Source organism: Microbacterium martis (assembly GCF_047246685.1).
In the GTDB taxonomy this organism is placed as follows: Bacteria; Actinomycetota; Actinomycetes; order Actinomycetales; family Microbacteriaceae; genus Microbacterium.
In genome coordinates, this window is record NZ_JBFOKT010000001.1 from 849,424 (window position 1) to 874,275 (window position 24,852).

The window sequence follows — 24,852 nt, forward strand, 5'->3', positions numbered from 1 at the left end:
TCGGCCCTCAGGAGTAGACGAAGAACTCGACGGTGGGTGCGAGAACGGTCCAGAGCGCCGCGGTTCCCTTGTTGAAGGAGGCGACCGACCCCGCTGTCAGCTCAAACACCTCACCCTCCTCGGGCTCGATCCGCAGGTGACCCTCGATGATGTACACCGTCTCGTCGGCGTGCCCGACCACCCGCATCGCGCCGGGTGTCTCTTCCGGTGTGATGAACCAGAACCCGGAGGACAGGTCTCCTCGTTCTCCCTCGCCGGGGCGACGAGTCCACTGGACAGTGCCGACCTCGAAGGGTTCGGCCGCTGTGCGGTCGAAGCGTGCGTTGCTGATGAAGTCGGACATCGTCGTCTCCTTCGTGATCGGCGCGTGGCCGGTCAGTCGTTCGGGTAGGTGGTCTCGTTGAGGATCGTGAAGCGGCTGTCGAAGGGGATGTGCACGACGCTCTGCGTGGAGTTCTCCCAGCAGAACATCCGGCCGATGGAGCGCTTGTGTTCCAGGTCGACGACGAGGAAGCTCTCCACCGGCATCACGCTCTCCTTCCAGTAGAAGATGACGATGCCGTCCGCGAGTTCGAACGTTCTCGTCTCGTCGACGTCTGCGAGTCCGCTCTCAGCCCCGGAGATGCAGTGCCAGACGAAGGTTCCTCCGTTGAGGTAGATGTGCTCGTAGCGCTCGGTCTCGCTGTAGCGGTAGTAGATGCGCTTGCCGACGAGTTCGTCGCTGCGCCGTCGCGGTTCGATCTCGCCGGTGCCGACGACTCGTCCGGAGAGGAATGTGGTCCCGGTGCGCCCGTCACCGTCAGTGACGGTGATCTCGCTGTCGGCGGTCGTGACCCGGCCGTCCTCCAGGTCGATGACGAAGGTCACGGCGTGTGTGTCCGCGCCATCGCCTTTCAGGACGTCGACGAGCTGAATCCCGGGTCGGACCTCCACCGCTCGGTAGGCGTGCGTTCCGGTCGAGCCAGCACCGTCACCGTCGAGCAGGGTCCAGATGAGTTCGTTCTCCGTGCGGAACTCGTGGCGGATGACCCAGCCGTTGTCGTAGCGGACGTCGAGCGTCTTCCCGGCGAGTGCGCCGCTCGCGGCGAGACTCGGGTCCCCGAAGCCGCTGATCATCGCGGACACATCGGGCCAGTCGTTCTGGGCGACGAAGCCCTGTGCCTGGACCTGGGAGTCGGTGGTGGTGCTCATGGTTCTGTTTCCTTGCGTTGTACTCGGAGTCGATGAGGTCAGGAGATCGCGACGATCTGGAAGTCGATGTTCTTCCGGAAGCTGGGCATGATGAACCCGATGGCGAAGGCAAGGGGGATCAGCCACAGCATCGCCTTCGCGACCGTCCCGTCGCCGAACAGCAGCACGTCGAAGTTGGACAGCGCGATCACGAGGACGGCTGCGTTCAGGATGAGCGCGAGAGTCGGAGCGAACTTCGTACTCCAGAAGCCGGTCTCCAGGCGCTCTCGGAGGAAGAACGCGAGGATCCCGACCGAGGCGAGCGTCATCATGACGATGAAACCGATGGTGCCGAGTGCGACGAACCAGGCGTAGATGACGACGATGGGATCGGCTCCGGCGGCGAAGAACGCAGCCAGGACGACGATGCAGACAGCGGCGTCGACGAGGGCCGCGAGGTACGGTGCGCGCTTGACCTGCGACACACGGGAGAAGATCTGCGGGAGCACCCGGGCGCGCCCCAGGGCGAAGCAGTAGCGGGCGAACATGTTCTGCACGCCGATGAGCATCGCGAGAAAGCTCGTCAGCACGAGGATCTGGAGGACGAGGGACAGCCAGGGGCCGACGGCGCGGTCGGCGAGGTCGAAGATCACCCCGGAGAGGTTGTCGGCGGATGCCTGCTGCACGTTGTCGGCGCCGAGCCCGTAGCTCACGGCCCAGGTGGCGAGCGTGTAGTACACCGCGACGAAGCCGATGACGACGAAGAGCGCGACGGGGATGGTCTTTCGCGGGTTGCGCGCTTCCTCCGCGAACACCGTGGTCGCCTCGAACGTCGTGAAGCAGGTGAACACGAACAGCCCGGCGACGCCGACACCCGGGTTGGCGAGAACGGCAGGGCTGAAGCTGACGAGCGAGGGGTCCTGGCCGGGGAACGCGATCAGGATGCCGACGATGAGCACAGCGACGACGATGACCTCCAGCGCGATGATGACCCCAAGTACCCGCATGTTCAGATCGACACCCCGCATGACGAGAAGGGTGGTGATGACGATGGCGAGCATGACCCAGACCCACACAGGCAGATCGAGTCCCGCCTGCGCGGCGAGCTGCTGAGCGAAGACGCCGAACTGCGCGACGAGCCCGATCTGCAGGGCCAGGTATGTGACGACGACGATGCCGGCCGCTCCTGTTGCCGCACGCGACCCGAGACCGCGCGCGATGTACGCGACGAAGCCGCCGGCGTTCGTGATGTGGCGACTCATCTTCAGATACCCGATCGCGAAGATCGCGATGACCGCGGCGACGATGACGTAGACCGCTGGAGCACCGGGTCCGACGATGGAGAACACGACGGGCGATGCGCCCACGAATGCCGCCATCGGTGCGGCGGCCGCGATGACGAAGAAGGCGATGCCGACGACGCCGAGACTGTTGCGCTTGAGCGTGGTCGTCTGCTCGGCGGGTGCATCCGTTCGGGCGGTTGCCATGTCGTTCTCCTTTGAACCGGCGGGTGATGACCGCAATTTCAGCACTTGCTCAGTTCAGTGTCAAGCATTTGCTCAAATCTGGTGGCATGGCTGGTTCGAGCTCGTACGCGGGGTAGGGTGCCAACATGGCCGAGGAATCCTCACGCATCAAGTACGGAACCGGCCGCGAGGCGCTCGTCGAAGCCGCCGTGCGCGTCGTGGCTCGACACGGTCTGCACGGCATGACCTTCCGAAAGGTCGCGCAGGAAGCCGGGGTGAACAACTCACTCGTGGCTCATCACTTCGGGTCCCTGTCTGCTCTCGCCGAAGCTGCATTGGAGTGGTCGGCGCAGACCGCGATGCATGATTCTCACCTCGAGAACTTCCTCGCCTCGGAGGAGGACTACAAGGAGGCACTGTGGTCCACCCTCGGCGCGCGAATGGACTTGCACATCTACCAGTTCGAGATGATCCTCGAGGCGGGTCGCGACGAATCGGTGCGCGCGCAGATCATCGACATGTACGACAGATACACCGAAGAAGTCGCCAGAGCGATGTTCGGTGACGAGAGAAGTGGCGAGAACGAGGCGCTGGCGCGCGCGGTCTTCGCGTCACTCGACGGACTCGTCCTCCAGTACGTCGGTGGCGCGATCACCCGCGAACAGGTGGACCAGTCGGTCAGTGCGCTCTGGCGACTGGTGTCGGTAGTGAGTGTCTCGGGAGCGTAGATCGCCTGCTCGATCCTGGCGCCGACGGACTGTTGAGCTGCATCTCCAACGAGAAAAGCCGCCTGAAACCAGGCGGCTTTCTCGTACTTGGGGGTTACGCGTACGTATTCGCATACCATCCGCGTACACCCCTCCGTGCCCCCGACAGGAGTCGAACCTGCGACCTACGGTACCGGAAACCGGCGCTCTATCCACTGAGCTACGGAGGCGTACCGAACGACGATATCACTCGTCGGGGGTGGTCTCCGACCCGCCGGCCACCGTGACCGGCGCGACGCGCAGCTCGTCGAGCGCTGCGGCGACCTTCTCGGCGAGGTACTGGTGCCCGGCGGTCGACGGATGCTGCCGCCCGACCTCCACGTCGATGACGTCGAGGTAGTTCAGATCGGTGATCCAGTTCTGCGCGACGGGGGAGATGTACCACCAGCCGCGTGCGGCGGCGAGCTCAGAGAGGTCGGCGTCGATGCGGGCGGTCGCGGCTCCCACCGGGAGCTCGTGCGGTGCGGGGCCCAGCACGACGATCGCCGCCTCGGGGTAGATCGCGCCCAGCGCGTCCCACGCGGCGGTGACGGCTTCGCGGTACCCGGCCACGCCCTGGGCGCGGTCGTTGATCGAGCCCTGGATGATGACGAGGTCGGGAGCGAGGGAGGGGTCCAGTGCGGCGATGCGCTCGCCGAAGGTCGGCCCGTCGAGGCCGGGCTTGAGATAGCCGCTGCCACGGACGCCATCGACGACGGTCTCGCCATGGATCAGGCCGGCAAGTACGTACGCGTATCCCAGGGTCGGGTCGCTCGCCGCCGAGCCGTAGGTCCAGGAGTCGCCGAAGACGAGCACGCGCGGGTTCTCGGGAAGGGCCAGCGGCGCCGGGGCGACCACCGTGGCGGCCCCGGACGACCCGTCGGCGGCGGCTCCGACCGGCGCGGCGGACGGCAGCGGGGTCCACGGACGCCAGACGCCGAGGATGCCGGCGGCGACGGCGAGGAGCAGGGCCATGACGATGCCTGCGGAGCGCAGTCGGCGCGGGGCGGCGGAGGCGTGCATGGGATGAGAGTAAGTCACGGGAACGCGAACGCAAACTCCACCCGCCCTTCGCGCGTCGGTCGGGGTCATGCCGCGCCGTAAACTGAGGGGTCTATGAACCCTGAAACGCTCGCCGCAGCCCTCCTCGCCGTCCTCATGCCGCTCAACGAGGAACGACGTCCCGGCGAGTCGCTCGAGCTCACGGCATCCGACATCGTCTTCGAGCGTCCGCGCAATCGCGATCACGGCGACTGGGCGTCGAACATCGCGATGCGCCTGGCCAAGCCGTTCGGTGCGAATCCGCGCGAGCTGGCGCAGCAGATCGCCGACGGGCTCGCGCAGACGGAGGGCATCGCCAGCGCCGAGGTGGCGGGCCCGGGCTTCATCAACATCCGCCTCGACGCTGCTGCCGCGGGCGCCCTCGCCAAGACGATCGTCGATGCCGGCCCGGCCTACGGCACCAACGACACCCAGGCGGGCCGCAGCGTCAACATCGAGTTCGTGAGCGCGAACCCGACCGGACCGCTGCACATCGGCCACACCCGCTGGGCGGCGCTCGGCGACGCGATCGCCCGCGTGCTGGCGGCATCCGGTGCGACGGTGGCGCGCGAGTTCTACATCAACGACGCGGGCGCGCAGATGGAGCGGTTCGCGCAGTCGGTCGTCGCCGCGGCGAAGGGCGAGCCGACCCCCGAGGGCGGGTACGCCGGCAGCTACATCGACGATCTGGCGGTCCGGGTTCTCGCGGCACGACCCGACCTCCTCGACCTTCCCGACGCCGAGCAGGTCGTCGTCGCCCGCGAGCTCGCCTACGAATACCAGCTGGCCGAGCAGCAGACCTCGCTGTCGAAGTTCAACGTGCACTTCGACGTGTGGTTCTCGGAGCGCATCCTGCACGCGAAGAACGCCGACGGGGTGAGCCTCGTCGATCAGGCGGTCGACCGCCTGCGCGCTCAGGGACACGTGTTCGACGAGGACGGCGCGGTGTGGGTGCGCACGACCGACTTCGGCGACGACAAGGATCGCGTGATCCGCCGCTCGAACGGCGAATACACGTACTTCGCCGCCGACGCGGCCTATTACCTCAACAAGGGCGACCGCGGCTTCGAGCACAAGATCTATCTGCTCGGCGCCGACCACCACGGCTACGTGCACCGTCTGAAGGCGCTCGCCGGAGCCGCCGGAGACGATCCCGACAAGGACGTCGAGGTGCTGATCGGCCAGCTGGTCTCGGTGGGCGGGGCCCGCCTCAGCAAGCGTGCCGGCAACATCATCGAGATGGACGACCTGCGCGAGTGGCTCGGGACGGATGCGCTGCGCTACTCGCTCGAGCGCTCGCCCGCCGACTCGCCGCTCGCCCTCGACCCCGAGCTGCTGCAGAAGCGCACCAACGACAATCCGGTGTTCTACGTGCAGTACGCCCACGCGCGCACTCACAACGTCGCCCGCAACGCCGCCGACTCCGGAGTCGACCGCTCGGAGTTCGCGCCCGAGACGCTCACCCATGAGACCGAGGCCGCTCTGCTGGGCGCGCTGCAGGAGTTCCCCCGCATCGTCGCCTTCTCCGCCGAGGTGCGTGAACCCCACCGCGTGGCGCGCTACCTCGAAGAGCTCGCCGGCCTCTACCACCGCTGGTACGACAACTGCCGGGTGATCCCGCTGAGCGACGCGCCGATCGAGAGCGTGCACCGAACTCGTCTGTGGCTGAACGACGCGACCGGGCAGGTGCTCCGCAACGGTCTCCACCTGCTCGGCGTCTCCGCGCCCGAGCGGATGTGACGCGGAGCGAGGATGCGAGCGGCGCGTGCAAGAGGATGTCAGCATGAGCGATGAGACGGGACAGGCGACGGATGCTGCGCCGAGGCGCCGTCGCTGGCCGTGGGTCCTGCTGGTCGTCACCATCGTGCTGGCTCTGCTCGTGGTCGCCGCCGAGCTCCTCGCCCGGGCGATCCTGCCGGGCGTCGTCCGGTCGATCGTCGTCGACCAGCTCGACCTTCCGGCCGACCAGCAGCTCGCCGTCGAGACGGAGGGCGTGCTGCTGCCGCAGCTGATCGGCGGGCGGCTCGACACCCTCCGCCTGACGACGGATGCCGTGACGCTCGAGGGCATCACCGGCGCGGCCGACGTCACGGCTACGGGCGTGGCCGTGGACGGAGGCGGGCTCGACGGCGCCTCGGGCACCATCCGGATCGATCAGACACAGTTCACCGATCTTCTCGCGAGTACGGATCTCCCCGTGGAGTCGGTCCTGCTCGACGAGCCGAACGCCACCCTCGGCGGGTCGTTCACGGTGTTCGGCGCATCGGTCCCGGTGGCCCTCACCCTCACGCCCGGAGCGGCGGACGGGCAGATCGAGCTCACCCCGGTCGGCCTCACGATCGGCGGCGTGGACGTCGACGTCGACGGCGTGGGATCGATGCTGGGCTCGGTGGGTCAGGACCTGACGCGGACGCAGCGAGTGTGCATCGCCGACCGCCTCCCGGCCGGGCTCACTCTCACCGGGCTCGCGATCGACGGGACCGAGGCCGTGATCGACCTCGATGTCGACGGTGCGATCGTCACCGACGCCGCGCTGCAGCAGAAGGGCGTGTGCCCGAGCTGACCGGGCGGCGGGTCACGACTTCCCGTCGTCTCCCGCCACGGCCCGCTGCGCCGCACGCAGCTCGTCGGTCGCTATGCGCACGTCGACCTCGGCGCGCTGCAGCCGGCGCAGCGGGAAGGTCGTGGCGCCGAACCGCTCGTGCACGCGATCGGTACGCTCCTCCTCGGCGGTGACGATGTACGCGCAGGCGATCAGCATCACCTGCGCCGAGAAGTTCAGCCAGATGAGCAGCGCCAGCAGCGAGGCGAACGAGGCGAGGAGCGGATTGCTGGTCGCTCCGCCGACGAACAGGCTCGACAGCTGCTGCAGCACCACCAGTCCGACCGCCCCCAGCAGGGCCCCCGACCAGAGAGAGCGCCCGGCCGGACGCACGCCCGAGAGCAGGAGGAACACCCCCACGAGGAGCAGGGTGTCGAGGCCGAACACGATCACGAGCGAGATCACGCGCACGCCCCATTCGACCACCGGCGCATCCGATGGCAGCCCGAGCAGGTCGCTGATCCAGGCGACGCCGAGCTGTCCGGCGAAGGTGAGCGCCGCCGCGATGACGAACGACAGGCCGATGCCGACGGCGAGCAGGAGGTTGCGCAGGATCACCCAGATGAACAGGATGTCGTCCTGCACGGTGCCCGCGATCACCCGCACGGCGGTGCGCAGCGACCCGATCGCACCGAGCGCGGCCCCGACGAGCGCGACGAGCGAGATGATGCCTGCGATCGACAGCGACGCCGGCTGACGCAGGTCGCTCGGATCGATCACGCCGTCGGCGCCGATGAGGCCCGGGACGGCTGCCTGCACGGCGTCGATGATCGCCCGCCACGCGTCGGGGTTGCCCGCCAGCCACAGCGCGGCGAGCGAGAAGCCCAGCAGCACGCCGGCGAAGACGCTGAACAGCGCCCGGTACGTGACGCTGTCGGCCAGCATCGGTCCGCGGCGCTCGGAGTACAGCAGCGCGGCGCGCACCAGGCGCCGCCGCAGGGCCCAGGCGATCACGGGCTGTGTGACACGGGCGATGAGACCGGGACGATCCGGCTGATCGGCCGAGGGATCGGTGGTCGTCGAGGTCGCGGGAGTGTTCGTCACGATCCCCACCCTATTGAGGCCTCCCCGGACGGGAACAAGGGCTTGACGCCGGGCGTCACCGTGATCAGTCGGCCGAGGACGGTGCCCTAGAATCGGGTCAATCTCGATGTGCGCGTTCCGCCCGAGATCCCTCCCACGATTGGTGCTCCGTGCTTCCCCCTGCCGATTCGCTCGCTCCGGAATGGCTCTCCGTCCCCGAAGACGCGAACGACCTCGCCGATCGCGTGTGGCCGGCATCCGCCACGCGCGACGCCGAGGGCGCGCTCGTCATCGCCGGGGTGAGCGCCGCCGAACTCGCGCGCGACCACGGCACCCCGGTCCTCGTGCTCGACGAAGACGAGGTCCGCGCGCGAGCCAGGGCGTTCCGCACCGCTTTCGACCGCGCGGCGGCCGAGCACGGCACGACCGCGCAGGTCTACTACGCGGGCAAGGCCTTCCTGTCGACCACGGTGGCGCGCTGGGTAGTCGACGAGGGCCTGCGCATCGACGTCTGCACCGGCGGTGAGCTCGCGGTGGCCCTCGCGGCGGGCGTGGCGCCGGCGTCCCTGGGCTTCCACGGGAACAACAAGTCGACGGCCGAGCTCGAGCGCGCGGTCGAGGTCGGCGTCGGCACCGTCGTCGTCGACAGCGCGATCGAGATCGAGCGACTGGCCGCCATCACCGCGCGAACGGGTGCCGTGCAGCGCGTCCTCGTCCGCGTGGTCAGCGGAGTCCACGCCGAGACCCACGACTTCCTCGCCACGGCGCACGAAGACCAGAAGTTCGGGTTCCCCGTCGGGGATGCCGCCGACGCGGTCGCGCGCATCCGCGAGCTGCCGGGTCTGGACTTCGCCGGACTGCACTGCCACATCGGGTCGCAGATCTTCGGCGTCGCCGGCTTCCGCGAGTCGGCCTCCCGCGTGCTCGAACTGCACGCGGCCCTGCTCGAAGGCGGTCCCGTGCCGCAGCTGAACCTGGGCGGCGGGTTCGGCATCGCCTACACGCGGGTCGACGACCCGACGCCGATCGCGCAGCTCGCGGGCGAGATCGTCGAGGCCGTGGCCGAGGGCTGCGCGGCTCGCGGCATCCCGGTGCCCGCGCTGTCGTTCGAGCCGGGCCGGGCGATCGTCGGGACGGCGGGCGTCACCCTCTACGAGGTGGGCACCACCAAGGATGTGACGGTCTCCTCCGGGGCCGTGCGACGGTACGTCAGCGTCGACGGCGGCATGAGCGACAACGCGCGCACGGCGCTGTACGGCGCGCAGTTCTCGGCCCGCCTCGCGTCGCGCGCCGGCGGCGGGGAGCCGCAGCTGAGCCGCGTGGTCGGCAAGCACTGCGAGTCGGGCGACGTCGTCGTCGACCACGAGTACCTCCCGGCCGATCTGGTGCCGGGCGATCTGCTCGCGGTGCCCGCGACCGGGGCGTACTGCGCGTCGCTGTCGAGCAACTACAACCATGTGCCGCGACCGCCGATCGTCGCCGTGCGCGACGGCCGAGCACGGGTCATCGTCCGCGGCGAGACCATCGACGACCTGCTGGCCCGCGACGCCGGCATCGACGGGGCGCACGCCCCCGAGGGAGACCAATGACCCACCTCCGAAGGAGCATCCGATGACCGACTACCGACGACTTCGTGTGGCGCTGCTGGGTGCGGGAGCCGTCGGCTCGCAGGTCGCAGCGCTCCTGCTGCGCCACGGCGACGAGCTGGCCGACCGTGCCGGAGCCGCGCTGGAGCTCGCCGGCATCGCCGTCCGCGACGTCGATGCGCCGCGCGATGCCGATCTGCCGAGGGAGCTCTTCACGACGGACGCCGAGTCGCTGATCCTCGGGTCCGACATCGTCATCGAGCTCATCGGGGGCATCGAGCCGGCCCGCACGAGCATCCTCCAGGCGATCGGGTCCGGCGCCGACGTCGTCACCGCGAACAAGGCGCTGCTCGCCACGCACGGACCCGAGCTCTTCGAGGCCGCCGATCGGGTCGGCGCCTCGGTCTACTACGAGGCGGCCGCCGCCGGCGCCATCCCCATCATCCGCCCTCTGCGCGACTCGCTGGCGGGCGACCGCGTGGTGCGCATCATGGGCATCGTCAACGGCACGACGAACTACATCCTCGATCGGATGGAGACCGAGGGTGCGGATTTCGCCGACGTGCTCGCCGATGCGCAGCGCCTCGGATACGCCGAGGCCGACCCGACCGCCGACGTCGAAGGCTACGACGCCGCGCAGAAGGCCGCGATCCTCGCGAGCCTCGCGTTCCACACCGCCGTCCCCCTCGACGCCGTGCACCGCGAGGGCATCACCTCGATCACGGCATCGATGATCGACGAGGCGCGCGCGGCCGGATTCGTGATCAAGCTGCTCGCGGTCTGCGAGCGCCTCGAGGCGAACGGCACCGAGTCGATCTCGGTGCGCGTGTACCCGGCGCTGGTCCCGGCGTCGCATCCGCTCGCCTCGGTGCACGGTGCCAACAACGCGGTGTTCGTCGAGGCGGAGGCGGCCGGCTCGCTGATGTTCTACGGCGCCGGCGCCGGTGGCGTGCAGACCGCGTCGGCGGTGCTCGGCGACGTCGTCTCGGCCGCCCGCCGTCACATCGCGGGCGGTGTCGGGGTGGGTGAGTCCACCCGCGCGAACCTTCCGGTCGTGCCGATCGGTCATGTCACGACCCGCTATCAGATCACGCTCGAGGTCTCCGACGCCGCAGGCGTGCTCGCCACGGTCGCCGGCATCCTGAGCGACGGCGGCGTCTCGGTCGCCACGGTCGTGCAGACCGTGGAGGGGGAGGACGAGCCGACGGCGCGCCTCGTCATCGGCACCCACCGCGCCACCGAGCACGCGCTCAGCGCGACGGTCGACGCTCTCGCCGGAAGCGACGTGGTCGAGCGGGTCGTGTCGGTGCTGCGTGTGGAGGGCGAGTGACGATGCCGGCATCCGCGGCGCCCGTCGAGGGGCGCACCGTCGCGGGGCGCACCGTCGAGGTGCGGGTTCCGGCCACGAGCGCCAACCTCGGCCCCGGGTTCGACACGCTGGGGCTCGCCCTGAGCGTCTACGACACCCTCGAGGTGACGGCGCTGCCCGCCGGTCGTCTCGAGATCGAGGTGTCGGGGTCGGGGGCCGACGAGATCCCGCGCGACGCGTCGAACCTCGTCGTCCGGACGATCGCCTACGTCTTCGCCGATGCGGGCAGGACCCCTCCCGGCCTCCGCATCGTCGCCGAGAACGGCGTGCCGCACGGGCGAGGGCTGGGCTCCTCGGGAGCCGCCGTGGCAGCCGGAGTGCTCGCGGCGAAGGGGCTGCTCGCCGGTGACGTCGACATCGACGACGCCGACCTGCTGCGCCTGGCCACCGAACTCGAGGGCCATCCCGACAACGTCGCCCCGGCGCTCTTCGGCGGGTTGACGATCGCCTGGATGGGCGAACGGGGGCCGCAGCACAAGAAGCTCCTGGTGCACCGAGGCGTGTCTCCGCTCGTGCTCGTCCCGCCGTACACGATGTCGACGTCGCAGGCGCGGTCGCTGCAGCCGCCGCAGGTCTCGACCGCGGATGCCGTGTTCAACGTCTCGCGCTCCGCCCTGCTCATCGCCGCGCTGATGCAGAGTCCCGAGCTGCTGCTGGATGCGACCGCCGATCGGCTCCATCAGGACTACCGTGCCGAGGCGATGCCCGAGACGCAGCGTCTCGTGCAGGCGCTCCGTGCGGCGGGCTTCGCCGCCGTGGTCTCGGGCGCCGGCCCCAGCGTGCTCGTGCTCGCCGACGGCCCCGGCGGCCGTCTGGACGCCGTCGAGCTGGCCGCGCAGGTCACCGACACCCCGTGGGAGGCGCTGCTGCTCGCCGTCGACGTGCGTGGTGGTACAGTGGGGAACCGAGCGGAGGGCTCCACGTAGTTTCGTGAATCTGGCCCCATTGCAACTCTCGCAAGACCCGCACGCGAACCCCTGAGGCACTGCTTCTCTCCGAGAACCCGTGCCGGGGCAGGCCGGCGCCGAGCGCCGGTCCGTGCGATCGCGCGCAGCACCCGTTGCGCGCGTTCACCGCTCATTCCCCATGACATATAAGGGAGTACTCGTGGAGAACCTCTCCGAGACCCAGAACGATCAGTCCACGTCGGTCGTCGACGCACAAGCGACGGAGACGGCCGCACCGGCGCGCAAGCGCGCGCCTCGGCGCGCCACCACCGCCAGCGCGGCGAAGGCGGAGAAGGCGCCCGAGACGGATGCCGCCCCCACGGCGTCCGAACCGCAGTCGGCGCCGTCCGGCGACGGAGCCGACACCGCCGAGGCGGCCCCCAAGGCGAAGGCCCCCCGCCGCAGTCGCGCGAAGAAGGCCGATGCCGAGGCGCCGGGCGAGGCCGCGGGCGAGACGGCAGCCGCTCCGGCCGTCGAGGGCGACGGCGCGGCGGAAGCCGCTCCCAAGACCACCGGACGCGGTCGCCGCGGCGCGAAGAAGCCCGCCGGCGAGGCCGCCGCGCCCGCCGCCGATGCCGCCGACGCCCCGTCGACCGGCGCGCAGACCGACGGCGGCGCGCAGACCGACGGCGGCGCGCAGACCGACGGCGGCGCGCAGACCGGCGGCGCGCAGACCGACGGCGGAGCGCAGCCCGACGGCGGTGCCCAGAGCGACGCGAACCGCAAGGACGCTCTCCAGAGCACGGGCGGCACCCAGGGCGCCGACGGCGCATCGGAGTCGTCGGACGGCGGCGACGAGCAGGGCGGTCGCAGCCGCAACCGCAACCGCAGCCGCAACCGCGGACGCGGCGGCCAGAGCGGCAACGGAGGCGATCAGCAGCAGAACCAGCCTGCCGCCGACGACGACCAGGCGGGTGGCAACGGCCGAGGCCGTCAGCGCAACAAGCGTCGTGGTGGCGCCCCCACCGACGAGTTCGACACCGAGATCGGCGAGGACGACGTCCTGATCCCGATCGCCGGCATCCTCGACGTGCTCGACAACTACGCCTTCGTGCGCACCACGGGCTACCTCGCCGGTCCGAGCGACGTCTACGTCTCGCTCGGCCAGGTCAAGAAGTACAACCTGCGCAAGGGCGACGCGGTCGTCGGCTCGATCAAGCAGCCGCGCGAGGGCGAGCAGCAGGGGCGCCAGAAGTACAACGCGCTGGTCAAGGTCGATTCGATCAACGGCCTGTCGGTCGACGACGCCGCCACGCGCGTCGACTTCGGCAAGCTCACCCCGCTGTACCCGCAGGAGCGCCTGCGTCTCGAGACGGCCCCCGAGAAGCTCACCCAGCGCATCATCGACCTGGTCGCCCCGATCGGTAAGGGCCAGCGCGGACTCATCGTCGCGCCCCCGAAGGCCGGCAAGACCATCGTCCTGCAGCAGATCGCGAACGCGATCGCGCAGAACAACCCCGAGGTGCACCTCATGGTCGTGCTCGTCGACGAGCGCCCCGAAGAGGTCACCGACATGGAGCGCACGGTCAAGGGCGAAGTGATCGCCTCGACCTTCGACCGCCCCGCCGAGGACCACACGACGGTCGCCGAGCTCGCGATCGAGCGCGCGAAGCGCCTGGTCGAGCTCGGCCGCGACGTCGTCGTGCTGCTCGACTCCATCACGCGACTGGGGCGCGCCTACAACCTCGCCGCCCCGGCATCCGGTCGGGTGCTCACCGGTGGCGTCGACGCCTCGGCGCTGTACCCGCCGAAGCGCTTCTTCGGTGCAGCGCGCAACATCGAGAACGGCGGGTCGCTCACCATCCTCGCCACGGCTCTCGTCGAGACCGGATCCAAGATGGACGAGGTCATCTTCGAGGAGTTCAAGGGCACCGGCAACAGCGAGCTGCGCCTCTCGCGCCAGCTCGCCGACAAGCGCATCTTCCCGGCGGTCGACGTGAACGCGTCGAGCACGCGCCGCGAAGAGATGCTGCTCTCGGCCGACGAGGTCAAGATCACCTGGAAGCTGCGTCGCGCCCTCGCCGGCCTCGACCAGCAGCAGGCCCTCGAGGTGGTGCTCGGCAAGCTCAAGGAGACCCACTCGAACGTGGAGTTCCTCGTGCAGATGCAGAAGTCGATCCCGACGCTTCCGTCGGGCGCGCACGGCCACGACAACAACATCCGCTGAGGTCTCGGTGTTCGAGTCCGTCCAGACTCTGATCGACGAGCATCGCCGGGTGCAGGAGGAGCTCTCCGACCCGGCGGTGCACGCCGACGCCGGCCGCGCGAAGCGCGTCAACCGTCGCTACGCCGAGCTGTCGCGGATCGTGGCGGCGCATGAGGCGTGGGTCGCGGCATCCGACGATCTCGACGCGGCGCGCGAACTCGCCCGGGAGGACGACGCCTTCGCGGCCGAGATCCCGGTGCTCGAAGACGGACTCCAGACGGCTCAGGAGCGTCTGCGCCGCCTGCTCATCCCGCGCGACCCCGATGACGCCCGCGACGTGATCATGGAGATCAAGGCGGGGGAGGGCGGGGCCGAATCAGCTCTGTTCGCCGCCGATCTCCTGCGCATGTACGTGCAGTACGCGGCGTCGAAGGGCTGGAAGACCGAGCTGCTCGAGCGCAACGAGTCCGACCTCGGCGGTTTCAAGGACGTCCAGGTGGCGATCAAGGGGTCGTCGACCGATCCGGCGCAGGGCGTCTGGGCGCACCTGAAGTACGAGGGCGGCGTGCACCGCGTGCAGCGCGTGCCGGCGACCGAGTCCCAGGGGCGCATCCACACGTCGACGACCGGCGTTCTCGTCTTTCCCGAGGTCGACGAGCCCGAAGAGATCCAGATCGACCAGAACGATCTCAAGATCGATGTCTTCCGCTCGTCCGGCCCCGGCGGTCAGTCGGTCAACACCACCGATTCGGCGGTGCGCATCACGCACGTCCCGACGGGCATCGTGGTGTCGATGCAGAACGAGAAGTCGCAGCTGCAGAACCGCGAGGCGGCCATGCGGGTGCTCCGCGCACGCCTGCTCGCCAAGCAGCAGGAGGAGCTGGATGCCGCGGCATCCGACGCCCGGAAGTCGCAGATCCGCGGGATGGACCGCTCGGAGCGCATCCGCACCTACAACTTCCCCGAGAACCGCATCGCCGACCACCGCACCGGGTTCAAGGCGTACAACCTCGACCAGGTGATGGACGGCGCGCTCGACCCGATCATCGAGAGCGCCATCGCCGCCGACGAGGAGGCGCGGCTCGCCGCCGTCGGATCTGACTCCTGACGCGCGAGAGCGGGAGCGCTATGCTCGGCGCGTGATCACAATGCTGTATCGGGCGCTGCTGTACCTCGTGTCAGCCGGCCTGGGTCTCATCGTCGCGGACGCCGTGCTCCCGGGCTTCCGGATCCAGTGGGACCAGTGGTGGGGATTCCTCGTCTGCATCGTCGTTTTCGCGGTGCTCCAGAGCGTGCTGGCGCCCTGGGTCAGTCGCCTGGCCGATCGCTACGCGCCGGTGCTCATGGGCGGCATCGGCATCTTCTCGACGCTGATAGCGCTGATCGTCGTCGTGCTGCTGCCCGTCGGCGGTCTGCGCATCGTCGATCTCGCAGGCTGGCTGCTGGGCGCGGTCATCGTGTGGCTCGTGACGGCACTCGGAAGCGTGCTCCTGCCGCTCGTCCTCCTCCGTCGCCGTGACGAGGCGAAGCGCGAGAGCCGACGCTGATGCCGGTCAGATGGAGTACTCGGGCGCGGTGAGCAGCGCCCGGGTGTCGTCGACCGTGCCACGCTGACGCGGCTTCGCCGGCACGCCGACCAGGATGCTGTCGGCCGGGGCGTCCTTGGTGACCACGGCGTTCGCCCCGATCACCGATCCCGCCCCGATCGTCACCGGGCCGAGGATCTTGGCGCCGGCGCCGACGGCGACTCCGTCTTCCAGAGTGGGGTGCCGCTTGCCTGCATCACGGGTGCGACCGCCCAGCGTGACGCCGTGGTAGAGCATCACGTCGTCGCCGATCTCGGCCGTCTCTCCGATCACGACGCCCATGCCGTGGTCGATGAAGAAGCGGCGGCCGATCCGCGCGCCGGGATGGATCTCGACCCCGGTCAGCCAACGCGAGAGCTGAGACGTCGCCCGGGCCAGGAGGCGCAGGCGCCGCCGCCACAGCGCGTGCGAGACGCGGTGCGCCCAGATCGCGTGCAGGCCGGGATACAGCAGCGCCACCTCGAGCGAGGTGCGGGCGGCGGGGTCGCGCAGGCGAGCCGCGGCGACATCCTCGCGGAGCCGGGTCGCGATGCTCGTGATCACTCGTCGCGCAGGTGCTCGTAGAGCGCCGTGGACAGGTAGCGCTCACCGAACGACGGGATGATCACCACGATGGTCTTGCCGGCGGCCTCGGGTCGCTTCGCGACCTCGAGCGCCGCCCAGATGGCCGCGCCGCTCGACATCCCCACGAGGATGCCCTCCCGGCTGGCGGTGTCACGGGCGACGCGGATCGCATCGTCGAAGGTGACGTCGATGACCTCGTCGAGGACCTCGCGGTCGAGGATGGGAGGGACGAAGTTCGGTCCGATGCCCTGGATCTTGTGCGGACCGGGGTGGCCCTCGGTGAGGATGGGGGAGTCCTTCGGCTCGACGGCGACGATCGTGACGCCGGGGACGCGCTCCTTCAGCACCTGCCCGACGCCGGTGATGGTCCCGCCGGTGCCGATGCCGGCGACCAGGTAGTCGACCTTGCCGTCGGTGTCGCGGAGGATCTCCTCCGCCGTGGTCTTGCGGTGGATGGCCGGGTTGGCCTCGTTCGCGAACTGCTTCGCGAGGATCGCGCCGGGAGTCCTGGCTGCGATCTCCTCCGCCTCGGCGACCGCGTGGGTCATGCCCTTGGTGGGGTCGGTGAGCACGAGCTCGGCGCCGAAGGCCTTCAGCAGCATCCGCCGCTCCTTCGACATCGACGCCGGCATCGTCAGGATCACCTTGTAGCCGCGGGCCGCGCCGACCATCGCCAGCGCGATGCCGGTGTTGCCGCTCGTGGCCTCGACGATCGTCCCACCCGGCTTCAGCTCGCCCGAGGCCTCCGCCGCGTCGACGATGGCGATGCCGAGGCGGTCCTTCACGCTCGAGGCGGGGTTGTAGAACTCGAGCTTGGCGAGGACGGTGGCCTCGACGCCCTCGGTCACGCGGTTCAGGCGCACCAGGGGGGTGTTGCCGAATGCGGTCGTGATGTCGGAGTGGATGCCGGGCATGAGGAGCCTTCCTGTGCGGGTCGCTGCCGCTCCAGCCTACGGCGAGCAGGCTGCGCGGGCCGGAATTGTGACAGTCGCATGCACTCTACGCTGGACGCATGCCCGAGAACTTCCTCGCCGCCCTCGTGCGCGCCGCCGCCCGGCGTCTCGCCGACGCGGGCGTGCCCGATCCGCTGGTCGACGCCGAACTGCTCGCCGGGCACGTGCTCGACCGGCGTCGCGGCGAGGTGCAGGCTGCGGTCGTGCGCGGCGATCGGGTCTCCGAGGCCGACGCCGCCGTCCTCGACGCGGCGGTGACACGGCGAGCCGCGCGCGAGCCGCTGCAGCACATCACCGGAACGGCGCCCTTCCGGCATCTCGAGCTCGCCGTCGGTCCCGGGGTCTTCGTGCCCCGCCCCGAGACCGAGACGGTGGTGCAGTACGCGATCGACGCGCTGCTGAACGCACCGGAGCCCGAGCCCGTGGGCGTGGATCTCGGCACCGGGAGCGGTGCGATCGCCCTGGCGATGGCGACCGAGGTGCCCCATGCCCGCATCTTCGCGGCGGAGCTCTCGCCCGAGGCGTACGCGTGGGCCGACCGCAACACCGCGCACGCCGAGAACCTCACCCTCGTGCTGTCCGATCTGGCCGACGCGTTCCCGGAGCTCGACGGCACGGCGTCGGTCGTCATCTCCAATCCGCCGTACGTGCCCGACGCCGCGGTTCCGCGCGATCCCGAGGTGCGTCTGTTCGATCCGGCCCTGGCGCTCTACGGGGGAGTGGACGGACTCGACGTCGTGCGGAAGCTCAGCTCGCGCGCGCTGCGGCTGCTGCGCCCTGGCGGCCTGCTGGTCATCGAGCACGGCGAGCTGCAGGGCGGAGCCATCCGCGATCTGCTCACCGACGCCGGCTGGCGCGCCGCCGCGACGCACCGCGACCTCACCCTGCGCGACCGCGCCACGACGGCGCTCCGCGCCTGATCAGGTCGCCGGGCGCGTGAGCCGCCCCCGCCCCGCATAGAATCGAACGGTCATGACCACCATCTTCGACTGCCGCGACGAGGCGCAGCTGCTCGCCGGAATGCGTCACGCGCGCCAGGCGATCGGCCGCGGCGACCTCATCGTCATCCCCACCGACACCGTCTACGGCATCGCCGCCGATGCCTTCTCCGCCACCGCGGTCCAGCGACTGCTCGACGCCAAGGGGCGCGGACGCGATCAGCCTCCGCCGGTCCTGATCGGTTCGAAGGACACGCTCTCCGCTCTGGCCGAGTCCGTCCCCGAGGCCGTCCAGCGGCTCGTCGAGGCGTTCTGGCCCGGCGGCCTCACCATCGTCCTCCCCGCCCAGCCCTCGCTCGTCTGGGATCTGGGGGAGACCCGCGGAACCGTCGCCGTACGGATGCCGGAAGGGCGGGTCGCGCTCGAACTCCTCGCCGAGACGGGTCCGCTCGCGGTGTCGAGCGCGAATCTCACGGGCCAGGCCGCCGCCATCTCGGCGCACGACGCTGAGCGGATGCTGGGAGACAGCGTCGCGGTCTACCTCGACGACGGCATGAGCAAGGACGGGGTCGCCTCGACGATCGTCGACGCCACGTCGCTGGTGCGGCGTGCCGACGGAGAACGGGGCGAGGTCCGGATCCTGCGTCAGGGCGTCGTGTCCCGTTCCCAGCTGCTCGAGGTGCTCGGCGATCTGCTCGAGGCCGAGGAGCCGCCGCAGGACGGGAATCCGTGAAGCAGTACCTCTTCACGGTCATCCTCACCGCGGTCATCACCTTCGGGCTGACCTGGGCGGTGTGGCGGCTGAGCCTCCGCTTCAAGCTGTACCCCGGCATCCGCGATCGGGACGTGCACACCACGCCGACGCCGCGGCTGGGCGGCGTCGCCATCTTCCTGGGAATCGCCACCGCTTTCCTGGTGTCGGCGGCGAACCCCTTCTTCCAGAGCATCTGGGTTCCGCCCACGACGATGTGGTCGATCCTCGGGGCATCGCTGCTGATCGCCGTCATCGGGGTCGTCGACGACCTGTGGGATCTCGACTGGATGATCAAGCTCGGAGCGCAGTTCCTCGCCGCCGGCATCATCACGGTCGGCGGAGGACTGCAGATCCTCTCGCTGCCGTTCGGCGACCTCATCGTGTTCTCCAGCTGGGTGAGCATCACGATGACGATGTTCGCGATCGTCATCGTGATGAACGCGGTGAACTTCATCGACGGGCTCGACGGCCTGGTCGCGGGGGTGTGCCTCATCTCGAACGGCGTGTTCTTCGCGTACTCCTACATCTTCACGCGCGACTCCGGCGCCTCGAGCTACTTCAACCTGTCGACGTTCGTCGCCGCCGTCCTCATCGGGGCGTGCCTGGGCTTCCTCCCGTTGAACTGGAGTCCGGCGAAGCTGTTCATGGGCGATTCGGGTGCGCTGGTGATCGGACTGCTCATGTCGACGTCGGCGATCGCGCTCACCGGTCAGATGGACCCCTCCGCGCTGGATCCCGACCGGCTGGGACGTTCGCAGCTGCTGGGTGCGTTCATCCCGATCCTGCTGCCGCTGCTGGTCGTCCTGCTGCCGCTGCTGGACTTCGGCCTGGCGGTGCTGCGGCGCATGAACGCCGGCAAGTCGCCGTTCTCACCCGACCGCAAGCACCTGCATCACCGGATGCTCGATCTGGGCCACCGCGACCGCGACGCCGTCCTCATCTTCTACGCGTGGACGGCCGTGCTCTCGCTCGCGGTCCTGCTGATGTACGTCGGCGCCCGCGAGGACTGGCCCGGCCAGTACCTCCCCGGTGTCGGCTTCGGCATCGTCGGCATCGCGGCCTGTCTCGTCATCACCCTGAGCCCGACCCGTCGGCGACGACCCGCGGCGGGCGTCGCACCCGATCCGACCCCCGTGGAGTCCTGATGAGTCCGAGTCCCGTGTCCAGCACGCCCATCCTGCGGCGCACCCTGATCTGGTCGGCGGTGGCGACGGCGGTGCTGGCGCTCGTCGCCGGCGGGGTCGGGTTCGCGGTCGCGCAGGGGGAGGGCCTGGTCAGCGGCCTCCTCGGAGTGCTCCTCTCCGCCCTCTTCCTCGCCATCACGGGCATCAGCATCCTCGTCGCCAACCGCTGGTACGGCGACCCGCTGTACGTGCAGCTCTTCTTCGCGATCGTGCTCGGCGGGTGGCTCCTCAAGCTGGGCGTCTTCGTCGTGGTGATGATCCTGCTCAGTGGTCAGCCGTGGCTGCACCCGATGGTGTTCTTCCTGTCGATCGTGGCCGGGGTGATCATGTCGCTCGTGATCGACGTGATCGTTCTCACGCGCATGCGACTGCCGAACGTGAGCGACACGAGCCTGCCGACCGAGGTGCCGGAGGACCGCGCGCCGGGGGCCGCGAATCAGCCCGACGAGGGCTCTGCCGAGGGCCGTCCGCGGTCTTAGGGCATCCTCAGATTCTGATAGGGTTGAGGAGTGCCCGCCGCTCGCCCGCGAGCGCTTGCGCTGTGTAGCACACCGACCATCGTCGCCCCGGTTTAGACCGGTGCCCCGAAGCTGGAGCCCGCGCTGTTCAATCTTGCTGCGACCCTGATCCCTCGACTCGCCACCGACGGCGAGTTCCACGGCCCGTCGATCGACGAGTTCTTCCCGGAGATCCTCTTCGAGGTCGCGGGCATCCCGGTGCACCGCATCCACCTGGTGCAGCTCCTCTCGGTCATCGCGGTCGTCCTGATCCTCTGGCTCGGCACCCGTCGCATGACGGTGGTTCCCGGTCGTTTCCAGAGCCTGGTCGAGATGGGCCTCGGCTTCGTCCGCGGCGGCATCGCCCACGACCTGCTCGGGCGGAAGGACGGCGACCGCTTCCTGCCGATCCTCACGACGATCTTCTTCATGACCCTGTTCATGAACATCACGGGCATCATCCCGTTCCTGAACATCGCCGGCACCAGCATCATCGCCGTCCCCCTCGTCCTCGCGATCGTCAGCTACGTCACCTTCATCTACGCCGGCATCCGCAAGAGCCCGAAGAACTTCTTCAAGAACGCGCTCTTCCCGTCGGGAGTGCCGTGGCCGGTCTACATCATCGTCACGCCGATCGAGCTCGTCTCGACGTTCATCATCCGCCCGGTGACGCTCACCCTGCGACTGCTGATGAACATGGTCGTCGGCCACATGATCCTGGTGCTGTGCTTCGCGGCCACCCAGTTCTTCTTCTTCACCGCGGGCGGCGGCTGGGCCGCCCTGGGTGTCGGAACCCTCGCCTTCGGCGGTGCCTTCACGATCTTCGAGATCCTGGTGGCCGTGCTGCAGGCCTACGTCTTCACCGTCCTCACCGCGGTCTACATCCAGCTCGCGGTCGCAGAAGAGCACTGAGCGGGCGGGCATCAGCCCTCCCACCCAACGAAAGGAAAAACCCGTGGACGCAACTACGGTTCTCGCTGAAATCAACGGCCACCTCGCGGCGGTCGGCTACGGCCTCGCAGCCATCGGCCCGGCCATCGGCGTGGGCATCGTCGTCGGCAAGACGATCGAGGGTGTCGCCCGTCAGCCCGAGCTGGCAGGTCGCCTGCAGGTCCTCATGTGGATCGGTATCGCCTTCACCGAGGCGCTTGCGTTCGTCGGCATCGCCGTCGGATTCATCCCCTTCCCGTAATCCGCACCGACTTCTGAAGGAGACAGGATGCTGAACGCTCTTGTCACGAACCTCGCAGCAGAGGGCGAATCGGCGAACAACCCGCTGATCCCCGCGTGGTACGACATCATCTGGTCGGGCGTGTGGTTCCTCATCATCCTCATCGTGGTGTGGAAGGTCGCCCTTCCGAAGCTGACCAAGATGCTCGACGAGCGTTCGGCTGCCATCGAGGGCAACATGGCGAAGGCCGACGAGGCGCAGAAGCAGGCCGAGGCAGCGCTCGAGGAGTACACCCGCCAGCTGGCGGAGGCTCGCACGCAGGCCGGCGAGATCCGCGAGGCCGCCCGCGAAGACGGCAAGAAGATCGTCGCCGAGGCGCGGGAGACCGCGACCAGCGAGGCCGCGCGCATCACCGCGACCGCTCACACGCAGATCGAGGCCGAGCGTCAGACGGCCCTCGTCTCGCTGCGCAGCGAGGTGGGCTCCCTGGCCCTCGACCTCGCCGGCGGCGTGGTCGGCGAGAGCCTCTCCGACGACGCTCGCGCCACGGCGGTCGTCGATCGCTTCCTCGCCGACCTCGAGTCTTCCGAGAAGGCGGCGAAGTAATGGGCAGCGCGACCACTCAGGCACTCGCGGCATCCATCGAGACGCTTGCCGCAGCGAAGGGCGTCACTCTCGACACCGCACGGGAGCTCTTCGCTGCCGCGCGAGCCGTGAGCGAGTCGCCGCAGCTGAGCGGCGCGCTCGCCGATCCCTCCGCTCCTGCCGAGGCGCGTCAGAGCGTCGTCTCCGCGGTGTTCGGCGGATACTCCGCCGCCGCGCGGAGCGTGCTGACGTCCGCCGTCGCCGAGCGCTGGTCGAACTCCGACCAGCTGATCGACGGCATCGAGGAGCTCGCGATCCGCGCCGCGACGATCGCCGAGCCGGGTGCCGACATCGAGGGCGAACTGTTCGGGTTCTCGCGGGTGATCGCGGCGAACGCCGAACTCGAGCTCGCCCTGGGCAGCCGCCTCGGGGGAGAGGATGCCAAGGGCGTCCTCGTCGAGCGTCTGCTCGCCGAGGCCGGGACCAGCGCTCCGGCGGCGCTCATCGTCACCTCGCTCGTGCGGCTGCCGCGTGAGCGCCGGGTGCGACAGCTGCTCAGCCGTGCCATGCGCATCGTCTCGAGCCAGCGCGATCGCATCGTGGCGACCGTCCACAGCGCCTCGCCGCTCAGCGAGGCGCAGCGCACCCGTCTCAGCGACGCCCTGTCGCGTCGTTACGGCGGCACGGTCGCGCTCAACGTCGTCATCGATCCCGCCGTCGTCGGAGGCCTGCGCGTGCAGATCGCCGATGACGTCATCGACGGCAGCATCTCCGCCCGTCTCGCAGACCTTCGCCAGAAGCTTGTCAGCTAACAAGAGCTTCGGCTAACACGACTTCGCGCGGGGAACCGCGCACCCAGATACAAAGGGAAGACAATGGCAGAACTATCGATCAGCCCCGACGTCATCCGTGACGCGCTGAAGGACTTCGCCGCCGCCTACGAGCCCACCGGGGCCGCGGCGACGGAGGTCGGCACCGTCATCGACGCCGCCGACGGCATCGCCCACGTCGAGGGACTTCCCGGCGTCATGGCGAACGAGCTCGTGACCTTCGCCGACGGCACCAAGGGTCTCGCGCTGAACCTCGACGAGCACGAGATCGGCGTCGTCATCCTAGGCGACTTCACCGGCATCGAGGCCGGCCAGGAGGTCACCCGCACCGGCGAGGTCCTCTCGGTCCCCGTCGGCGACGGCTACCTCGGCCGCGTGGTCGACCCGCTCGGCAACCCGATCGACGGTCTCGGCTCGATCGCCACCGACGCGGTGCGCGAACTCGAGCTGCAGGCGCCCGGCGTCATGCAGCGCAAGTCGGTGCACGAGCCGATGCAGACCGGCATCAAGGCGATCGACGCGATGATCCCCGTCGGCCGCGGTCAGCGTCAGCTCATCATCGGCGACCGTCAGACCGGCAAGACGGCCATCGCGATCGACACGATCATCAACCAGAAGGCCAACTGGGAGTCGGGTGACGTCACCAAGCAGGTCCGCTGCATCTACGTCGCGATCGGCCAGAAGGGCTCGACCATCGCCTCGGTGAAGGGCGCGCTCGAAGAGGCCGGTGCCCTGGAGTACACCACGATCGTGGCTGCTCCGGCATCCGACCCCGCGGGCTTCAAGTACCTGGCGCCCTACACGGGCTCGGCCATCGGCCAGCACTGGATGTACGGCGGCAAGCACGTCCTCATCATCTTCGACGACCTGTCGAAGCAGGCCGAGGCCTATCGCGCCGTGTCGCTCCTCCTGCGCCGTCCGCCGGGCCGCGAGGCCTACCCGGGCGACGTCTTCTACCTGCACTCCCGTCTGCTGGAGCGCTGCGCGAAGCTGTCCGACGAGCTCGGCGCGGGGTCGATGACGGGTCTCCCGATCATCGAGACCAAGGCGAACGACGTCTCGGCGTACATCCCGACCAACGTGATCTCGATCACCGACGGCCAGATCTTCCTCCAGTCCGACCTCTTCAACGCCAACCAGCGTCCGGCGGTCGACGTGGGCATCTCGGTCTCGCGAGTCGGTGGTGACGCTCAGGTCAAGTCGATCAAGAAGGTGTCCGGAACGTTGAAGCTGGAGCTGGCGCAGTACCGCTCGCTCGAGGCCTTCGCGATGTTCGCCTCCGACCTCGACGCCGCCTCCCGTCGTCAGCTCTCGCGTGGCGCGCGTCTGACCGAGCTGCTGAAGCAGCCGCAGTACTCGCCGTACCCCGTCGAGGAGCAGGTCGTGTCGATCTGGGCCGGAACCAACGGCAAGCTCGACTCGATCGAGGTCTCCGACGTGCTGCGCTTCGAGCGCGAGCTGCTCGACTACCTGCGTCGCAACACGCAGGTTCTCGACACTCTGCGCGAGACGAACGTCCTCGATGACGACACCGTCGCCGAGCTGACGAAGCACACCGACGCATTCGTCCTCGAGTTCCAGGGCGGCAAGGGGCAGGGCATCGGCGCTCCCGGTCACGAGGAGCACGAGGCTGCCGAGGCGGACGACGTCAACCAGGAGAAGATCGTCAAGGGTCGTCGCGCGTAAGCGTGAGG

At 69.3% G+C, this 24,852-nt stretch carries 25 protein-coding genes and 1 tRNA gene; 18 read left to right on the forward strand and 8 right to left on the reverse strand.

From position 1 onward, the window contains the following. Positions 1-7: 7 nt before the first annotated feature. The 3 genes from AB3M90_RS04025 to AB3M90_RS04035 are packed head-to-tail and all read right to left on the reverse strand — an operon-like array spanning position 8 to position 2,657. Positions 8-343, reverse strand: a complete 336-nt coding sequence (locus AB3M90_RS04025; RefSeq protein ID WP_412950090.1) for a cupin domain-containing protein — start codon at positions 341-343, stop codon at positions 8-10. A 32-nt stretch (positions 344-375) separates the two neighbouring features. Beyond that, the gene (locus tag AB3M90_RS04030; protein ID WP_412950092.1) at positions 376-1,191 is read right to left on the reverse strand and encodes a MoaF C-terminal domain-containing protein; all 816 of its coding nucleotides are present in this window, start codon (positions 1,189-1,191) and stop codon (positions 376-378) included. A gap of 38 nt (positions 1,192-1,229) precedes the next feature. Further along, a complete protein-coding gene (locus AB3M90_RS04035) occupies positions 1,230-2,657 on the reverse strand; it encodes an APC family permease (RefSeq protein ID WP_412950094.1) in 1,428 nt (475 codons plus the stop codon). Between the two features lie 125 nt (positions 2,658-2,782). On the opposite strand from AB3M90_RS04035, the gene AB3M90_RS04040 reads away from it, so the two are divergent. Further along, positions 2,783-3,364, forward strand: a complete 582-nt coding sequence (locus tag AB3M90_RS04040; RefSeq protein WP_412950095.1) for a TetR/AcrR family transcriptional regulator — start codon at positions 2,783-2,785, stop codon at positions 3,362-3,364. A gap of 136 nt (positions 3,365-3,500) precedes the next feature. Here the strand turns inward: AB3M90_RS04040 and AB3M90_RS04045 are convergent. Together AB3M90_RS04045 and AB3M90_RS04050 are read right to left on the reverse strand one after the other, a co-directional pair. After that, positions 3,501-3,573, reverse strand: a tRNA-Arg gene (locus AB3M90_RS04045). A 16-nt stretch (positions 3,574-3,589) separates the two neighbouring features. After that, positions 3,590-4,405: an SGNH/GDSL hydrolase family protein gene (locus AB3M90_RS04050; RefSeq protein WP_412950096.1), complete on the reverse strand. Its 816-nt coding sequence runs from the start codon at positions 4,403-4,405 to the stop codon at positions 3,590-3,592. A 93-nt stretch (positions 4,406-4,498) separates the two neighbouring features. On the opposite strand from AB3M90_RS04050, the gene argS reads away from it, so the two are divergent. Both argS and AB3M90_RS04060 read left to right on the forward strand, forming a co-directional pair. Further along, entirely contained in the window at positions 4,499-6,163 is a 1,665-nt protein-coding gene (argS, locus tag AB3M90_RS04055; protein ID WP_412950097.1) for an arginine--tRNA ligase, read from the forward strand. Between the two features lie 43 nt (positions 6,164-6,206). Further along, complete coding sequence (locus AB3M90_RS04060; protein WP_412950098.1) at positions 6,207-6,986, forward strand: LmeA family phospholipid-binding protein; 780 nt, start codon at positions 6,207-6,209, stop codon at positions 6,984-6,986. Between the two features lie 12 nt (positions 6,987-6,998). Here the strand turns inward: AB3M90_RS04060 and AB3M90_RS04065 are convergent, their stop codons facing one another. Beyond that, positions 6,999-8,069, reverse strand: a complete 1,071-nt coding sequence (locus AB3M90_RS04065) for a YihY/virulence factor BrkB family protein (protein ID WP_412950100.1) — start codon at positions 8,067-8,069, stop codon at positions 6,999-7,001. Positions 8,070-8,218: 149 nt separating this feature from the next. Between AB3M90_RS04065 and lysA the strand changes: the two genes are divergently transcribed. The 6 genes from lysA to AB3M90_RS04095 all read left to right on the forward strand — a co-directional run bounded on the left by lysA (position 8,219) and on the right by AB3M90_RS04095 (position 15,643). Further along, complete coding sequence (lysA, locus tag AB3M90_RS04070) at positions 8,219-9,637, forward strand: diaminopimelate decarboxylase (protein WP_412950101.1); 1,419 nt, start codon at positions 8,219-8,221, stop codon at positions 9,635-9,637. A 22-nt stretch (positions 9,638-9,659) separates the two neighbouring features. Beyond that, on the forward strand, positions 9,660-10,964 hold the full coding sequence (locus tag AB3M90_RS04075) for a homoserine dehydrogenase (RefSeq protein ID WP_412950102.1): 1,305 nt from the start codon (positions 9,660-9,662) through the stop codon (positions 10,962-10,964). A gap of 2 nt (positions 10,965-10,966) precedes the next feature. Further along, complete coding sequence (thrB, locus tag AB3M90_RS04080; protein ID WP_412950103.1) at positions 10,967-11,929, forward strand: homoserine kinase; 963 nt, start codon at positions 10,967-10,969, stop codon at positions 11,927-11,929. Between the two features lie 181 nt (positions 11,930-12,110). Beyond that, positions 12,111-14,117 (forward strand): transcription termination factor Rho, encoded by a 2,007-nt coding sequence (rho, locus tag AB3M90_RS04085; protein WP_412950105.1) that lies wholly within the window; start codon positions 12,111-12,113, stop codon positions 14,115-14,117. Positions 14,118-14,124: 7 nt separating this feature from the next. Then, on the forward strand, positions 14,125-15,204 hold the full coding sequence (prfA, locus tag AB3M90_RS04090) for a peptide chain release factor 1 (protein WP_412950106.1): 1,080 nt from the start codon (positions 14,125-14,127) through the stop codon (positions 15,202-15,204). Positions 15,205-15,244: 40 nt separating this feature from the next. Next, the gene (locus AB3M90_RS04095; protein ID WP_412951214.1) at positions 15,245-15,643 is read left to right on the forward strand and encodes a hypothetical protein; all 399 of its coding nucleotides are present in this window, start codon (positions 15,245-15,247) and stop codon (positions 15,641-15,643) included. 6 nt (positions 15,644-15,649) lie between these two features. Here the strand turns inward: AB3M90_RS04095 and epsC are convergent, their stop codons facing one another. Together epsC and cysK are read right to left on the reverse strand one after the other, a co-directional pair. After that, on the reverse strand, positions 15,650-16,225 hold the full coding sequence (gene epsC / locus AB3M90_RS04100; protein ID WP_412950107.1) for a serine O-acetyltransferase EpsC: 576 nt from the start codon (positions 16,223-16,225) through the stop codon (positions 15,650-15,652). After that, complete coding sequence (cysK, locus tag AB3M90_RS04105; RefSeq protein ID WP_412950109.1) at positions 16,222-17,160, reverse strand: cysteine synthase A; 939 nt, start codon at positions 17,158-17,160, stop codon at positions 16,222-16,224. Before cysK ends, epsC begins: the two co-directional genes overlap by 4 nt. A 98-nt stretch (positions 17,161-17,258) precedes the next feature. Here cysK and prmC point away from each other — a divergent pair, with 98 nt between their 5' ends. From prmC to atpA, 9 genes are all read left to right on the forward strand, one after another. After that, a complete protein-coding gene (gene prmC / locus AB3M90_RS04110) occupies positions 17,259-18,119 on the forward strand; it encodes a peptide chain release factor N(5)-glutamine methyltransferase (RefSeq protein WP_412950110.1) in 861 nt (286 codons plus the stop codon). A 52-nt stretch (positions 18,120-18,171) separates the two neighbouring features. Then, positions 18,172-18,870 (forward strand): L-threonylcarbamoyladenylate synthase, encoded by a 699-nt coding sequence (locus AB3M90_RS04115; protein ID WP_412950112.1) that lies wholly within the window; start codon positions 18,172-18,174, stop codon positions 18,868-18,870. After that, positions 18,867-20,036 (forward strand): MraY family glycosyltransferase, encoded by a 1,170-nt coding sequence (locus AB3M90_RS04120; RefSeq protein WP_412950113.1) that lies wholly within the window; start codon positions 18,867-18,869, stop codon positions 20,034-20,036. The genes AB3M90_RS04115 and AB3M90_RS04120 overlap by 4 nt, the downstream gene beginning before the upstream one ends. Continuing rightward, positions 20,036-20,554: a Cg1360 family ATP-synthase-associated protein gene (locus tag AB3M90_RS04125; protein ID WP_412950114.1), complete on the forward strand. Its 519-nt coding sequence runs from the start codon at positions 20,036-20,038 to the stop codon at positions 20,552-20,554. The genes AB3M90_RS04120 and AB3M90_RS04125 overlap by 1 nt, the downstream gene beginning before the upstream one ends. A 111-nt stretch (positions 20,555-20,665) precedes the next feature. Continuing rightward, entirely contained in the window at positions 20,666-21,484 is an 819-nt protein-coding gene (atpB, locus tag AB3M90_RS04130; protein WP_486642036.1) for a F0F1 ATP synthase subunit A, read from the forward strand. Between the two features lie 43 nt (positions 21,485-21,527). After that, the gene (atpE, locus tag AB3M90_RS04135) at positions 21,528-21,764 is read left to right on the forward strand and encodes an ATP synthase F0 subunit C (RefSeq protein WP_025103147.1); all 237 of its coding nucleotides are present in this window, start codon (positions 21,528-21,530) and stop codon (positions 21,762-21,764) included. 27 nt (positions 21,765-21,791) lie between these two features. Beyond that, positions 21,792-22,349 (forward strand): F0F1 ATP synthase subunit B, encoded by a 558-nt coding sequence (locus AB3M90_RS04140; RefSeq protein WP_412950116.1) that lies wholly within the window; start codon positions 21,792-21,794, stop codon positions 22,347-22,349. Next, a complete protein-coding gene (locus AB3M90_RS04145; RefSeq protein WP_412950117.1) occupies positions 22,349-23,140 on the forward strand; it encodes a F0F1 ATP synthase subunit delta in 792 nt (263 codons plus the stop codon). The genes AB3M90_RS04140 and AB3M90_RS04145 overlap by 1 nt, the downstream gene beginning before the upstream one ends. Before the next feature lie 63 nt (positions 23,141-23,203). Further along, positions 23,204-24,844 (forward strand): F0F1 ATP synthase subunit alpha, encoded by a 1,641-nt coding sequence (gene atpA, locus AB3M90_RS04150; protein ID WP_412950118.1) that lies wholly within the window; start codon positions 23,204-23,206, stop codon positions 24,842-24,844. Positions 24,845-24,852 lie beyond the last annotated feature (8 nt).

What these genes read in the sequence shown, in the direction of transcription:
- AB3M90_RS04025 (WP_412950090.1), bottom strand. Translation starts at nt 343, where the DNA reads ATGTCCGACTTCATCAGCAACGCACGCTTCGACCGCACAGCGGCCGAA.
- AB3M90_RS04030 (WP_412950092.1), bottom strand. Translation starts at nt 1,191, where the DNA reads ATGAGCACCACCACCGACTCCCAGGTCCAGGCACAGGGCTTCGTCGCC.
- AB3M90_RS04035 (WP_412950094.1), bottom strand. Translation starts at nt 2,657, where the DNA reads ATGGCAACCGCCCGAACGGATGCACCCGCCGAGCAGACGACCACGCTC.
- AB3M90_RS04040 (WP_412950095.1), top strand. Translation starts at nt 2,783, where the DNA reads ATGGCCGAGGAATCCTCACGCATCAAGTACGGAACCGGCCGCGAGGCG.
- AB3M90_RS04050 (WP_412950096.1), bottom strand. Translation starts at nt 4,405, where the DNA reads ATGCACGCCTCCGCCGCCCCGCGCCGACTGCGCTCCGCAGGCATCGTC.
- argS (WP_412950097.1), top strand. Translation starts at nt 4,499, where the DNA reads ATGAACCCTGAAACGCTCGCCGCAGCCCTCCTCGCCGTCCTCATGCCG.
- AB3M90_RS04060 (WP_412950098.1), top strand. Translation starts at nt 6,207, where the DNA reads ATGAGCGATGAGACGGGACAGGCGACGGATGCTGCGCCGAGGCGCCGT.
- AB3M90_RS04075 (WP_412950102.1), top strand. Translation starts at nt 9,660, where the DNA reads ATGACCGACTACCGACGACTTCGTGTGGCGCTGCTGGGTGCGGGAGCC.
- thrB (WP_412950103.1), top strand. Translation starts at nt 10,967, where the DNA reads ATGCCGGCATCCGCGGCGCCCGTCGAGGGGCGCACCGTCGCGGGGCGC.
- AB3M90_RS04095 (WP_412951214.1), top strand. Translation starts at nt 15,245, where the DNA reads ATGCTGTATCGGGCGCTGCTGTACCTCGTGTCAGCCGGCCTGGGTCTC.
- cysK (WP_412950109.1), bottom strand. Translation starts at nt 17,160, where the DNA reads ATGCCCGGCATCCACTCCGACATCACGACCGCATTCGGCAACACCCCC.
- prmC (WP_412950110.1), top strand. Translation starts at nt 17,259, where the DNA reads ATGCCCGAGAACTTCCTCGCCGCCCTCGTGCGCGCCGCCGCCCGGCGT.
- AB3M90_RS04115 (WP_412950112.1), top strand. Translation starts at nt 18,172, where the DNA reads ATGACCACCATCTTCGACTGCCGCGACGAGGCGCAGCTGCTCGCCGGA.
- AB3M90_RS04125 (WP_412950114.1), top strand. Translation starts at nt 20,036, where the DNA reads ATGAGTCCGAGTCCCGTGTCCAGCACGCCCATCCTGCGGCGCACCCTG.
- AB3M90_RS04140 (WP_412950116.1), top strand. Translation starts at nt 21,792, where the DNA reads ATGCTGAACGCTCTTGTCACGAACCTCGCAGCAGAGGGCGAATCGGCG.
- AB3M90_RS04145 (WP_412950117.1), top strand. Translation starts at nt 22,349, where the DNA reads ATGGGCAGCGCGACCACTCAGGCACTCGCGGCATCCATCGAGACGCTT.
- atpA (WP_412950118.1), top strand. Translation starts at nt 23,204, where the DNA reads ATGGCAGAACTATCGATCAGCCCCGACGTCATCCGTGACGCGCTGAAG.